At 66.7% G+C, this 12,222-nt stretch carries 14 protein-coding genes and 1 tRNA gene; 12 read left to right on the forward strand and 3 right to left on the reverse strand.

Annotated features, from left to right (window positions below):
- Positions 1-2: 2 nt before the first annotated feature.
- Complete coding sequence (locus tag HEQ75_RS08740) at positions 3-2,615, reverse strand: hybrid sensor histidine kinase/response regulator (RefSeq protein WP_168029341.1); 2,613 nt, start codon at positions 2,613-2,615, stop codon at positions 3-5.
- 87 nt (positions 2,616-2,702) lie between these two features.
- Positions 2,703-3,317: a histidine phosphotransferase family protein gene (locus tag HEQ75_RS08745; protein WP_168029343.1), complete on the reverse strand. Its 615-nt coding sequence runs from the start codon at positions 3,315-3,317 to the stop codon at positions 2,703-2,705.
- A gap of 160 nt (positions 3,318-3,477) precedes the next feature.
- Between HEQ75_RS08745 and HEQ75_RS08750 the strand changes: the two genes are divergently transcribed.
- The 12 genes from HEQ75_RS08750 (at position 3,478) to HEQ75_RS08805 (ending at position 11,551) form a co-directional block, all read left to right on the forward strand.
- Positions 3,478-3,657 carry a DUF3553 domain-containing protein gene (locus HEQ75_RS08750; RefSeq protein ID WP_168029345.1) on the forward strand — a complete coding sequence of 60 codons (180 nt, stop codon included), beginning with the start codon at positions 3,478-3,480 and terminating at the stop codon, positions 3,655-3,657.
- Positions 3,654-4,409, forward strand: a complete 756-nt coding sequence (locus HEQ75_RS08755; protein ID WP_235961406.1) for a sulfite exporter TauE/SafE family protein — start codon at positions 3,654-3,656, stop codon at positions 4,407-4,409. The genes HEQ75_RS08750 and HEQ75_RS08755 overlap by 4 nt, the downstream gene beginning before the upstream one ends.
- A gap of 100 nt (positions 4,410-4,509) precedes the next feature.
- A complete protein-coding gene (gene moaA, locus HEQ75_RS08760) occupies positions 4,510-5,502 on the forward strand; it encodes a GTP 3',8-cyclase MoaA (protein ID WP_168029347.1) in 993 nt (330 codons plus the stop codon).
- The gene (locus tag HEQ75_RS08765) at positions 5,502-5,891 is read left to right on the forward strand and encodes a hypothetical protein (protein WP_168029349.1); all 390 of its coding nucleotides are present in this window, start codon (positions 5,502-5,504) and stop codon (positions 5,889-5,891) included. The genes moaA and HEQ75_RS08765 overlap by 1 nt, the downstream gene beginning before the upstream one ends.
- Positions 5,892-6,169: 278 nt before the next feature.
- On the forward strand, positions 6,170-6,964 hold the full coding sequence (locus HEQ75_RS08770) for an NAD kinase (RefSeq protein ID WP_268887731.1): 795 nt from the start codon (positions 6,170-6,172) through the stop codon (positions 6,962-6,964).
- 133 nt (positions 6,965-7,097) lie between these two features.
- Positions 7,098-7,805, forward strand: a complete 708-nt coding sequence (gene hisG / locus HEQ75_RS08775; RefSeq protein ID WP_168029353.1) for an ATP phosphoribosyltransferase — start codon at positions 7,098-7,100, stop codon at positions 7,803-7,805.
- On the forward strand, positions 7,802-9,103 hold the full coding sequence (gene hisD / locus HEQ75_RS08780; protein ID WP_168029355.1) for a histidinol dehydrogenase: 1,302 nt from the start codon (positions 7,802-7,804) through the stop codon (positions 9,101-9,103). Before hisG ends, hisD begins: the two co-directional genes overlap by 4 nt.
- Positions 9,104-9,220: 117 nt before the next feature.
- Positions 9,221-9,439 (forward strand): translation initiation factor IF-1, encoded by a 219-nt coding sequence (gene infA, locus HEQ75_RS08785; protein WP_092956859.1) that lies wholly within the window; start codon positions 9,221-9,223, stop codon positions 9,437-9,439.
- A 26-nt stretch (positions 9,440-9,465) separates the two neighbouring features.
- Positions 9,466-10,053 (forward strand): Maf family protein, encoded by a 588-nt coding sequence (locus HEQ75_RS08790; protein WP_235961407.1) that lies wholly within the window; start codon positions 9,466-9,468, stop codon positions 10,051-10,053.
- On the forward strand, positions 10,050-11,213 hold the full coding sequence (locus HEQ75_RS08795; RefSeq protein ID WP_328733489.1) for a ribonuclease E/G: 1,164 nt from the start codon (positions 10,050-10,052) through the stop codon (positions 11,211-11,213). Before HEQ75_RS08790 ends, HEQ75_RS08795 begins: the two co-directional genes overlap by 4 nt.
- A 14-nt stretch (positions 11,214-11,227) precedes the next feature.
- Positions 11,228-11,392 (forward strand): DNA gyrase inhibitor YacG, encoded by a 165-nt coding sequence (locus HEQ75_RS08800; RefSeq protein WP_209318444.1) that lies wholly within the window; start codon positions 11,228-11,230, stop codon positions 11,390-11,392.
- Positions 11,393-11,475: 83 nt separating this feature from the next.
- Positions 11,476-11,551 (forward strand) — tRNA-Phe (locus HEQ75_RS08805).
- A 102-nt stretch (positions 11,552-11,653) separates the two neighbouring features.
- Here the strand turns inward: HEQ75_RS08805 and HEQ75_RS08810 are convergent.
- The coding region (locus HEQ75_RS08810) for an FAD-dependent oxidoreductase (protein ID WP_168029361.1) at positions 11,654-12,222 on the reverse strand (569 nt) is incomplete at its 5' end.

The following is a 12,222-nucleotide window of genomic DNA, read 5'->3' on the forward strand; positions in this document are numbered from 1 at the left end:
CTTCAAGCCTCGACCGGCACGGCGAAACACTCGCCGAGGCTCGCGAGCAGCGCCTCGCGATCATACTTGCCGACATAGTCGGTGAAGCCCGCGGCCCGCCCGCGAGCCACGGCCGCGGGTTCCACCCGGCCGGTCAGGGCCACCATGGGCAGGTCCCGCCAGGCGCCGCCGCCCCGGACTTCCTCCGCGAAGGCGAAGCCGTCCATCTCCGGCATCTCGATGTCGGACACGATGGCGTCGAAAACCTCCCCCCTTTCGCGCAGCTTCAGCGCCTCGGCGGGCCCTTCGACCGCAACCACCTCATAGCCTTCGGCTGCCAGCGCCGGCACCACCAGCTCGCGGAAGAAGGCGCTGTCCTCGACCACAAGAAGGCGACGGGTCACGGACGAGGAAGCGGCCGGCCTGAACCAGTCGCCGCCGGCCTGACGCAGCCACCAGGCGGTGTCGATCACATCGGTAACCCGGCCCGCCACCACGGCGGAGCCCAGGAAGCCAGGCCGCCCCTGTCCAGCCTGCACGCTCAACGCCTCGTCCACGACGTCGAGAATTGCATCGACCATGATCCCGAGGCTGCGATCACCCTCGCTGAAGACGAGCACGGTCTGGCGCACGCGCTCCTGGTCCTGCGGCTGGAAGCCACCGGTCATCGACAAAAGTGGCATGAGCTGGCCGCGGTACTGCACGACCGGCATGCCGCCTGAATTCTCGATCTGCTCGACGGGAATGTCGTCCAGCCTGGCGATGAGGCCCAGCGGAACGGCCTTCGGGGTTTCGTCGCCGGCCCGGAACAGCAACAGCGCCGTCTTTTCGTTCGACCGCACACCGCTGGTCACCTTGCCATCATCCATGCGGCTGCCGCCGCCATCGGCCATCACGCCAGTGACCCGCGCAATTCCGTTCGGATCCAGGATCATGATGACGCTGCCGTCGCCCAGGATCGTATTGCCCGAAAACATGCCGATGTGCCGGAGGATCGGGGCCACCGGCTTGACGACGATCTCTTCAGTGTCGAAGAGCCGATCAACAATGATTCCGAAGACGTTGGCGCCCACCTGGGTGACCACAACAAAGCCGGACTCGCCGCCCTCGTCGAGGTTTCTTGACCCTTCCTCCAGACCGAGGACGCGGCCGAGGGAGACCAGCGGGAGCAGCCGATCCCGCAGGCGCAGCACAGGCGCATCCTTGATGCGTTCGACCCGCGAGCCGGATCCGCCGCCGACTCGAACCAGTTCCAGCACGCCGATCTGCGGGATCGCAAAGCGCTCCCCCGCCACCTCAACAATCAACGCGGACACGATGGCGAGCGTCAGCGGAATCTTGATCGTGAAGGCGGTGCCGCGACCCTCCGTGGAGCTGACGTCGATGGTGCCGCCGATCCGCTCGACATTCGTTTTCACCACATCCATCCCAACGCCCCGGCCAGAGACGGCCGTGACTGCCGCCGCGGTCGAGAAACCGGCGCGGAAGATGAACCGGTGGATTTCCGCCTCGCTCATGCCGGCGATGTCGGATTCACTGGCGAGGCCCTGCGACACGGCCTTCTGCTTGATGCGGTCGATGCTCAGGCCGCGCCCGTCATCGGAAATCTCGATGAGGATGTGGCCACCCTCGTGATAGGCATTGAGCGTGATCCGACCGGTTTCGGATTTACCCGCCCTGCGGCGATCCTCCGGGCCTTCCAGGCCGTGGTCGCCGCTGTTCCGCACCATGTGCGTCAGCGGGTCCTTGATCAGCTCCAGAACCTGCCGATCCAGCTCCGTGTCCGCGCCGCGCATCTCGAGATCGATCTTCTTGCCGAGCTCGATGGACAGGTCGCGCACCAAGCGGGGCATCTTCGCCCAGGCATTGCCGATCGGCTGCATGCGCGTCTTCATGACGCCGTCCTGCAGGTCAGAGGTGATGTGCGACAGGCGCTGCAAAGGCACGCTGTAGGCGCCGTCGTTGCGGGCGCGGGAGAGCTGCATCAGCTGATTGCGTGTCAGCACCAGCTCGCTGACCAGCATCATCAGGTCCTCGAGGACGTCGACCGAGACGCGGATGCTCTGCGGCGGCGCCCGCCCGCCCGCCGACTCCTCGGGGGTCGTATCGGTGGCCGGCGTTGCCGAGCGCAGCGGCGCAGTCTGGACCGGCTGAGCAGGATGCCGCGTGGCCGGCAGCGCCTCCTCACGCGGCTCCGCCGCTCTCGCTCCGAACTCCTCGGCCGCTTCCTCATCGGGCTGACTCGACGGCGTTTCGGCCTCGCCCCCAGCGGCGGCGTCCAGATGCCGGATCAACTCGCCGTCGTCGCCCGCGGGTTCCGTCCCATTGGTCTCCAGGGCGCTGATGATGTCCTTGATCCGGTCCAGCGCCCGAAGAATCAGGCTGACGCCGTTCGGCGTCACCGCCAGGACGCCGTCCCGGTAAAGTCCCAGCACGTTTTCCGCCGCATGGGCCACGCGCTCCAGCCGCGAGAGGCCAAGGAACCCGCAGGTTCCCTTGATCGTGTGGACCAGGCGGAAGATTTCCGAGAGGGTCGGCTTGTCCTGCGGGGACCGCTCAAGCCGCAGAAGCGCGACGTCGAGCGCCACGAGCCCCTCGTTGGTCTCGGTAAGGAAGTCGGCGAGCAAGTCGTCCATTCGGGGCTCCGGCGCCTGGTCTTGGCCGAAGCCTGCCCAATCAGGCCGAATATTCCGTAAACGCTGGCGACGATCGGGTCCCCGCGCCTAGTTTCGTGTCGCGAGGGTCAGCATCAACGGCGCAGCGCCGCCGGCACCACCCATCATCATGTCCAGGCGGACCCCGGCGCTGGCAGCGACTGCCAGCAGCAACGGCACCGCAACGTCGCGGGCGGTCAGCGGCACCGACTCTCCAGCCAAGCCTGCCGTCAAACCGGCCGGCCAGGCGGCCCCCGCGCCGTCCGGCCAGACCGAAAGCCCGCCTTCGACGTCTCCGCCCAGCCGGATCACACCGCCTCGTGGCAGCGCATCGACCGCCGCCCAGGCGGCCAGCATCATCACCTGGGTCAGGTGCGCCGGGAACACGGCGGTGGCCTCCAGGTCGGTCAGGTCGATGGAGGAGCGCCGACCGAGCGTCAGGCCCTCCGCCATCTGGGCGATCTCCTCCACACGGCAATCGCCACAGCCTGCACCCACGGCCGCGCGGTAGAAGCGGATGCGGCGATCCATGATCCGTGAGGCATCGCGCGCGACGTCCAGCGCGTCGTCCCCCGGGGCGTCCAGAAGGTCGAGTGCCCCGGATAGGGCGCCGGCCGGGCCGCCAAGATCATGGCAGAGACGGGTGCACACGGCCTGCGCCAGCGCGATCGAATCAGGCAGCATTCATTCCTCCGAACCTCAGCAGCCGACCCCCACGGTCGACCCGGGACTTGCTTTCGCCTATCCAACCAAGGTTGCCGGATTGCAAAGGACGAAGGCGATTCGCTGTCGCATCCCGACCCTAGGCTAGTCGGGATGGCATTAAGATTGGTATCGTTCTTACGTGTCATCCGAACTGTACCCAGGGACCCGCGTCTGCCACCCGCAACGCCCGGAATGGGGCGTCGGGCAGGTGCATTCAGCGATTGGCAACCGCGTAACGGTCAATTTCGATCATGCGGGCAAGGTCGTCATTCGCAGCGACCTGGTCGTTCTGCTGCGCGTCGAGCCGGGTGAAGGTTGACCCAGCTCCCCGCAGAAATCCTGGTGCTGCTGAGCGGATGGCGCATCTTTGCGGCCTTGGCGGTCACGGCGCTTGCCGGCCTGATGCGCGGCTATTCTGGCTTCGGGACGGCTGTCATCCTGGCACCAGCTTACTCCGTGCTGTGGGGTCCGCGCGTCGGCGTTCCAGTCATGCTGTTGATGGAATTGGTGGTTTCGCTGCAACTGGTTCCCAAGGCCTTTGCGGAGGCCAACCGGCGGGTCATCCTGCCAATCGGCGCGGCGGCCACGCTGGCCACGCCGCTGGGCGCGTTTGTCCTGTTGACAGCGGACCAGGATCTCCTGCGGCGCTCGATCGGCGGGTTCGTGTTGGTATTCGGACTGCTCATGTTGTCAGGCTGGCGCTACCATGGCTCCCGCCCGTTGCCGCTCAACATCGCCATTGGGACCCTGGCTGGCCTGTTGAAAGGCGCCACGGGGATGAGCGGCCCACCAGTCATCCTCTATCTCCTGGCGGGGCCGGAAGCGGCGCGCCAGCATCGGGCGAACCTGATCCTGTTCTTCGGAACCATCGCGGTCGTGTCGGTCATCCCGCCGGCATTGGGCGGGCTGATGGGGTGGGCGGTGCTGGCCAAGGTTCTGGTTCTGCTGCCGGTCCTGATGCTCTGCGTGCCGTTGGGCGCCAAGCTGTTCCGAGTGCTGCCGGAGCGCTGGTACAAGCGGGCCGCGCTGGTGTTCCTCGTCTCAACAGGCACAATCGCGCTGCTGGCCTGAAGGAACGACCTCCCAGGGGCTTGCAGGGCAGGGACCGGACGGACCAAATGCATAGGCAGATTGGGGCCGGACCGGCCCACCATGCTTCAGGGACCCCGATATGATCGACCCGTTCGGCCGAAGGGTCAGCTACCTGCGAGTCTCCGTCACCGACCGGTGCGACCTTCGCTGCGTCTATTGCATGGCCGAAGACATGACGTTCTTGCCCAAGGCGCAGGTCCTCTCGCTTGAGGAACTCGACCGGCTTTGCGGCGCCTTCATCGGCCTGGGTGTAGATCGCATTCGCCTGACCGGCGGCGAGCCGCTGGTGCGGAAGAATGTCATCAGCCTGTTCCGGAGCCTGGGCAGCCGGATCGGTCCAGGCGGGCTTCAGGAACTGACGGTCACGACCAACGGCACCCAGTTGGTGCGCATGGCAGGCGACCTGCACGCCGCCGGCGTTCGCCGCATCAATGTCAGCCTGGACACGCTGGACCCGTCAGCCTTCGCCGCCATCACCCGCTGGGGCAGGATCGAGCCGACGCTCGACGGGATTTTTGCCGCAAAGGCGGCTGGCCTTGCGGTGAAGATCAACGCAGTGGCCATGAAGGGCGTGAATGAAGACCAGTTCGATCACATGCTGGCCTGGTGCGGCGAGCACGGGTTCGATTTTTGCCTTATCGAAACCATGCCCCTTGGTGAAATCAATGGAGACCGCAACGACCAGTACTTGCCCCTCTCCGGCGTGAGGAGCCGGCTGCGAGAGAATTGGACGCTCGACGAGACCGAATACAGGACGGGCGGCCCGGCGCGGTATTTCAAGGTGCGGGAAACTGGAGGTCGGATCGGGTTCATCACGCCACTTACGCACAATTTCTGCGAATCCTGCAACCGCGTCCGGTTGACCTGTACCGGTACGCTTTACATGTGTCTGGGACAGGATGACGCTGCTGATTTGCGCCGTCCACTCCGCGACCCGGGTGTCGATGATGCGGGCCTCAGGCAGGCGATCCTGGAAGCGATTGCGCGCAAGCCCAAGGGCCATGATTTCGTCATCGACCGTCACAGGCGACAGCCGGCTGTGGCGCGCCATATGAGCGTGACGGGCGGCTGATGCTGCAGGATCTGGTCGCCGCCCTCACTGTCCCAGGATTGCCTGACTGGGCCGGCGTGGCGGTTTTAGTGCTGCTCGCCCTGGTGGCGCTCGCCTACCTGCTGATGCCGTTCAGCGTCTTCGGCCTGAAGGGGCGATTGGAGGCCATCGAGGCGCAACTTGACGAACTCCAGGCCGAACTTAGGAGCCTGGCCGTCCGCCTACCGGAGCCGACACGTCGCCGGGCGCCGCTGGAGGAGGAATGGGAGCATCCGCCTGTCGGGCCACGCCCGCAGCCGGAAGCCTCCGCACCACGCACGCGCCCGCCGGTTCCGCCGCCCGCAACCTGGCCGGAGCGGCAAGGATCATCAGGCCGCTCGGAACCCAAGCTCGACTGGCCGAAGCGCTGATCGACCAAGGTCATGTCCTGCCTGCGCGGACCGGCACGGATGCGCTCACGGGTCAACCTATGCTAGCGTTGAACCATCAGACCATTTCAAGCGCAGCGCCGGCCGACTTCATACTCCTCCCGGCGTGGCCTCAGCGGGATCAGCAAGGATGACGGGGACGTGTTGCTGAGCGCCCGGACTGGGCCCCGACCTGCGGCATCCCCGAGCTCCTGTTGGCGGCGGGCCAGCTCGGTCGCGCGCCCAGTGATGCTGCCTTGTCCACAGCGGCAGGCAAGGCATTGAGCCCTTACTGGGTTGACGCCACGGCCCTTGTCGGCCGGATTGCGATCATGGCCGCACCGACCGATCAAGCGCACGATGCCATGAGGCGGCTGGTGGCTGAATACGGAAACGCGGAACTTGATCGCGCCCAGGTCGTGGTCGCGCTGGGTGGCGATGGCCTGATGCTGGAAACCCAGCACAAGCTGCTCGGCCGTAACCTCCCCGTCTATGGAATGAACTGCGGCAGCGTAGGCTTCCTCATGAATGAATTCCGGGCTGACGGTCTCGCCGATCGGCTGGCACTGGCGCAGGAAGCGATCCTGCATCCACTCCGCATGCGTGCGTTCGTCGGCGATGGAGAACCGGTCGAAGCACTTGCCATCAACGAGGTATCGCTGCTGCGGGAGACGCGCCAGGCGGCCAAGATCCGCATCCTGGTCGATGGCAAGCAGCGGCTTTCCGAACTGATCTGTGACGGGATCCTCGTGTCCACCCCCGCCGGCAGCACGGCCTACAACCTTTCCGCGCATGGCCCGATCGTGCCACTCGGCGCCAACCTTCTGCCTCTGACGCCGATTTCCGCCTTCCGACCCCGCCGCTGGCGTGGCGCCTTGCTGCCATCAGAGGCGCGGGTGATGTTCGAGGTGCTTGAGCCGGAGAAACGCCCGGTGGCTGCGGTGGCAGATTACACGGAGGTCCGGGACGTGCGCCAGGTGGAGGTGTGGGAGGATCGCAGCGTCGCCCTCACCATGCTGTTCGATCCGGATCACGGGCTATCGGAGCGGATCATCGCCGAGCAGTTCACGGTCTGATCCCGCGGCGCCGAGGTTGACGGCGGACGCCGCTTCTGCGATCCGCCGGACGCGCTTCCCGGCCAGCCGGCCGCGGTGAAGCTGCCATAGAACCGCGGTGGCAAGTCGCGCCGCCCTGGTGTCAGGTCGGACCATGGAAACCTTGACGACCGTGCCTTCAGACCCGCCGCCCTCGACCGAGGCCGGAACGCCCCTGGTCATGGCGCTGCCCAAGGGGCGGATTCTGGCAGAGCTGCGGCCGCTGCTCGCCCATGCGGGAATCACCCCGGCGGTGGACTTTCAGGATGAGGACAGTCGGCGCCTCCGCTTCGAAACCAACCACCCGGGCCTTGATGTGGTGCGCGTCCGCCCCTTCGATGTCGCGACCTTCGTGGCTCATGGCGCCGCGCAGATCGGCGTCTGCGGGGCCGATGTGCTGATGGAATTTGACTACGACCAGATCTACGCGCCGCTTGATCTCGGGATCGGGCGCTGCCGGGTTTCCGTTGCGGAGCCCGCGACACGAGCCGGCAAGGACGAGATCGCGGCCTGGTCGCGCGTCACAGTCGCCACCAAATACCCGGCTATCGCCCAGCGCCACTTTGCCGCGCGCGGGGTGCAGGCGGAAATCGTCCACCTGAACGGGGCAATGGAACTGGCGCCGTCACTGGGGCTGTCGCGCCTCATCGTGGACCTGGTTCAGACAGGCTCGACCCTGAAGGCCAATGGTCTCGTTGAGACGGACGTTATCGCGCACGTGACGTCCCGCCTTATCGTCAACCGCACCGCCCTCAAGACACGGCCGGAAGCGATCGGCGCCTGGATCACGCGGTTTCGGGCCGCCATGGATGATCTGCGATGAAATGGCTTGAGACTGGCCAACCCGGCTTCGAAGCCGCCTTCCAGGCTCTGCTGGACGAAGCGCGGGAAACCACGACGCGCGTCGATGCCGCGGTGGCTGGCATCATTGCCCAGGTTCGTGCCGAGGGCGACGCGGCCCTGACCGGTTTGACCGCCCGCTTCGATCGCTGGACGCCTGCGGATGCGGCGGCCCTTCGGATCACGCCAACCGAGATCGCGGACGCAGTCGGCGCCATTCCCGCGGCGCAGCGCGGCGCGCTGGAAACGGCCGCACGGCGCATCGAGGTCTTCCATCGGGCGCAACTGCCACAAGACCTCGACATGACGGATGCTGACGGGGTGCGCACTGGCCTGCGTTGGGGCGCGATTGATGCGGTGGGGCTGTACGTTCCCGGCGGCAAGGCAGCCTACCCGTCCTCGGTGCTGATGAACGCCCTTCCAGCCCGGGTAGCCGGGGTCCAACGCATCGCAATGTGCGTGCCGACGCCGGACGGGGTGCTGAACCCGCTGGTCCTGGCCGCAGCAGCGCTGGCCGGGGTGACGGAGGTCTGGCGAATCGGCGGCGCCCAAGCCATCGCCGCACTCGCATTCGGAACCGGGTCCCTGCGCCCGGTGGACAGAATCGTGGGTCCAGGCAACGCCTTTGTGGCAGAGGCGAAGCGTCAGGTTTTTGGCCGCGTCGGAATCGACAGCATCGCGGGGCCCTCCGAGGTGGTGGTCCTGGCGGATGCCGCGAACGAGGCACGCCATGTCGCAATGGACCTGCTGGCGCAGGCCGAACATGACGAGGCGGCGCAATCTATCCTGATTACGGATAGCGCCGCCTTTGGGCAGGCCGTGGTGGCAGAGGTTGAGATGGCCTTGCGGCATCTACCCCGGGCCGCCATCGCGAGGGCCTCCTGGGTGGCACATGGTGCCGTGGTGGTCGTTGGCGACTGGGCTGAGGCGGTGGCGTTGACCAACCGGCTGGCGCCGGAGCACCTGCAGATCATGGTGGACGCGCCGCGGGACCTTTTCGCCGCGATCCGCCATGCCGGTGCCGCCTTCATCGGCCGGCACTGCCCGGAAGCCTTGGGGGATTATGTGGCGGGTCCGAACCATGTGCTGCCCACGGGGCGCACCGCCCGCTTCGCCTCCGGTCTCTCGGTCTTCGATTTCCTGAAGCGCACGACCTGGGTTGAGGCGGACGCTGCCGCGCTTGCGGCCATCGGACCCGCGGCGGTGACACTGGCAAGGGCGGAGGGGCTGGATGCCCATGCCATGAGCGTTGCCCTAAGGTTGGGCAACAAGCATCCTTGACCTCGGGCGCCGTGGCGCCCATGTTCCGCGCCGCTTTGCGTCCCGGCGCGAACACCCCCTGTCGCGCTTTGCCGGCCCCGGCCGAGCCGGCTTTAAAGACCCCGACGAAGGATCTGCATGTCGAAAGAGGACATGATCGAGTTCAGCGGCACCGTTGTGGAGCTGCTGCCCAACGCGATGTTTCGCGTGAAGCTCGACAACGACCATATGGTGCTGGCGCATACCAGCGGGAAAATGCGGAAGAACCGCATCCGCGTTCTGGCGGGTGACCGCGTGAACGTGGAGATGACCCCGTATGACCTGACGAAGGGACGCATCACGTTCCGCTTCAAGTAGCTCCTGGGCCGCGGGCGGTGATGGAGATGGAGCAGACCCGGATCCGCCTCATTCTGGCTTCCGCAAGCCCTCGGCGGCTGGAGTTGCTGGGCCGCGTCGGCGTCGTACCCGATGCAGTGCTACCGGCCGATGTCGACGAGACACCGCGCCGTGCCGAGGTTCCGCGCCTTCTTGCGGCACGTCTCGCGGCGACCAAGGCCGAGGCCGTTGCTCGGGCGGTCCCGGACGCTCTGGTGCTCGGCGCTGATACGGTCGTCGGTGTTGGCCGGCGCATTCTCGGCAAGCCTGCAAGCGCAGACGAAGCGGCCAGCTTCCTTGCCATGCTTTCTGGACGGCGCCATCGCGTCATCACCGGCGTCTGCCTCCTCCGCCCTGATGGGCGCAGGTCGGAGAGACTGGTGACGACAATCCTTGCCTTCCAACGGCTGACCCAAGCGCAGATCGAAGATTATGTAGGATCCGGTGAGTGGCAGGGTGCCGCCGGCGGCTATCAGATCCAAAGGCGCGGCGAGGCCTTCGTGCGCTTCCTTTCCGGCAGCCATTCGAACGTGGTGGGCCTTCCCCTTTTTGAAACGGCGCAGTTGCTGCGTGGGGCTGGTTGGTTGCGGCCGTGATTGGCAACGCGGAGATCCGCGTCAGTGTCTCCCCCGGCGAGGTCCGCGTCGCAGGCCTGCGGGACGGACGGCTCGAGGCGGTCGCCGTCGAGCGACTGGGCCGGCGCGATGGGGTTGGCGATCTCCATCGGGCGCGGGTTGCGGCCATTGCCCCGGCGATGAGCGGCGCGTTCCTCACCCTGGCAGGGGAGACGGCAGCCTTCCTGCCGGAAAGTGAGCTACCGCTGCCGCGCCAGCCTATTGCGCGTGCCCTGCAAGAGGGCCAGAGCCTTGCCGTTCGCCTGACGCGCGCAGCGCAGGGCGGCAAGGGTCCGCGCGCCTCGGCGAGGCTTTCTGCCGCCGATTCGGCGTTCGCGGTCGCGCAGGGCAACGGACCGCCCCTTCTCCTGCGGCGCGGGCCGGATGCGGCGGAGCGCTTGGCAGCCCTCTGGCCCGACGCCGAACTGTTGACGGACGGGCCGAGCCTGGCGGCCCGCCTCCGGCCGGCCCTGGGCGACAGGGTGAAGCTGGTTTTGCACCCGGCCTTTGACGAGGAACTGGAGACCGCCTTCGACGCTCTGCTTCAGCAGGACGTCGTGCTGGAAGGCGGTGCGCGGTTGCAGATCTCCGTCACACCGGCTCTGACCGCGTTTGACGTCGATGCGGGAGCAGAAGCGGGTGGGCGTGACAAGCTGGCGCACGCCCAGTTGAATCGTCGTGCGGCCCTGGAGGTTGCCCGGCAAATTCGGCTGCGCAACCTCGCCGGCGCCATCCTTGTCGATTTTGCCGGCATGACGGTGCGCATGCGGGAAGCGTTGCTGCCGGACCTCGCCACGGCGCTTTTAGAGGACCCACTGCGGCCCAAGCTTCTGGGACTCACCCGGCTCGGCCTCGCAGAAGTTCAGCGCGCACGTATTCACCCGCCGCTGCACGAGGTCACCGGGCTGCCAGCAACACCGCTGACGCGCGGCCTGGCGGCGATTCGCCGGGCCCTGCGAGAGGTCGCCGTGGCGCCATACCGGGTTTGGGCGTTGCATGCGGCACCGGAGACGATACGCGCTCTCGAAGGCGCCGGGGACGCTCTGGCGGAATATCGCGTCGCTGCAGGACGGTCCCTGGTTCTGGTGCCAGACCCGGCGCGACGGCCGGGCGAGGAGGAGGTCGTGGAGATGGAAGAATGAGCCAGACCCGCCCAATGCGGCGGCAGCCGCGCAGCTGTCCCATTTGTGGCAAGCCCTTGCCCCTGCCGGATGCGCGCTTCTGCTCGGATCGCTGTGCCCAAGTCGACCTCGGCCGATGGTTGAGCGGAAGCTACGCGATCCCGGTCCGCGAGCCTGAGGATCCGTCGGAAGAGGCTTGATGCCGGGTGGACAGGCCGCGGACCTTCCGCTATCACGCGCGCCTCTGCCATGGTGGGCTGTCAACACAGCCCGCGATGCTTGGGCCCAGGTAGCTCAGTTGGTAGAGCATGCGACTGAAAATCGCAGTGTCGGTGGTTCGATTCCGCCCCTGGGCACCATCCCCTCATTCATGGCGCTGCGGCGTTTTCCTGTTTGCGATGCTACCCACGATCTATTTCGGTGAACCGCACAATCCTATCGGCGATGGTCAGATCGTCCGCCTACAGCGCATCTGAACTGAACAGGCCATCTTTCAACCCGGCCAGCGTGAGCAGTGCCTGGTTCCGAACCGGTGACCATCGCCCAATCGGGCCGGCGAGGCGATCGCGCAGCCAACCAAGTCCGGGAATGCCGGATTGAAAAGCCGGCGTCAGAGCCCGGCTTGCGAGTCGATAATAAGCCGTTCGGCGTCGGCGCGCCTGCCAGTAGGCGGCAAGCTGAGCTGCCAGGTCGCCAGGACCGGAGAGCGCCTCCGCCAAAGCCTCCGCATCCCGAAGGGCCTGGGTGGTGCCCTGGCCGAGTTGCGGGCTAGTTCCATGGGCCGCATCGCCGACGAGAACAACGCGCCGGTCATAGGGTGGTGCGGCCCAAACATCCCGGTAGGTCGCATGCTCCAGATCCCCGTGTTCAAGATGGCGAACCAGCGGCTCGATCTCCGGCCAGGCCCTTGCGGCGGCATTGTGCCAGAGTGGCCTGCTGCCGGTTCGATGGACACCGAGTTTAGCCTGAACCGGCCAAGCGCTCGAATGCCACGGGGCTGAGATAGCCGATGGCCGAGTGGCGTCGCGTC

The sequence above is a fragment of the Falsiroseomonas selenitidurans genome (assembly GCF_012103215.1).
Lineage (GTDB): Bacteria > Pseudomonadota > Alphaproteobacteria > Acetobacterales > Acetobacteraceae > Falsiroseomonas > Falsiroseomonas selenitidurans.

Coding starts and splice junctions, on each gene's coding strand:
- HEQ75_RS08740 (WP_168029341.1), bottom strand. CDS start 2,615: ATGGACGACTTGCTCGCCGACTTCCTTACCGAGACCAACGAGGGGCTC.
- HEQ75_RS08745 (WP_168029343.1), bottom strand. CDS start 3,317: ATGCTGCCTGATTCGATCGCGCTGGCGCAGGCCGTGTGCACCCGTCTC.
- moaA (WP_168029347.1), top strand. CDS start 4,510: ATGATCGACCCGTTCGGCCGAAGGGTCAGCTACCTGCGAGTCTCCGTC.
- HEQ75_RS08765 (WP_168029349.1), top strand. CDS start 5,502: ATGCTGCAGGATCTGGTCGCCGCCCTCACTGTCCCAGGATTGCCTGAC.
- hisG (WP_168029353.1), top strand. CDS start 7,098: ATGGAAACCTTGACGACCGTGCCTTCAGACCCGCCGCCCTCGACCGAG.
- hisD (WP_168029355.1), top strand. CDS start 7,802: ATGAAATGGCTTGAGACTGGCCAACCCGGCTTCGAAGCCGCCTTCCAG.
- infA (WP_092956859.1), top strand. CDS start 9,221: ATGTCGAAAGAGGACATGATCGAGTTCAGCGGCACCGTTGTGGAGCTG.
- HEQ75_RS08790 (WP_235961407.1), top strand. CDS start 9,466: ATGGAGCAGACCCGGATCCGCCTCATTCTGGCTTCCGCAAGCCCTCGG.
- HEQ75_RS08800 (WP_209318444.1), top strand. CDS start 11,228: ATGCGGCGGCAGCCGCGCAGCTGTCCCATTTGTGGCAAGCCCTTGCCC.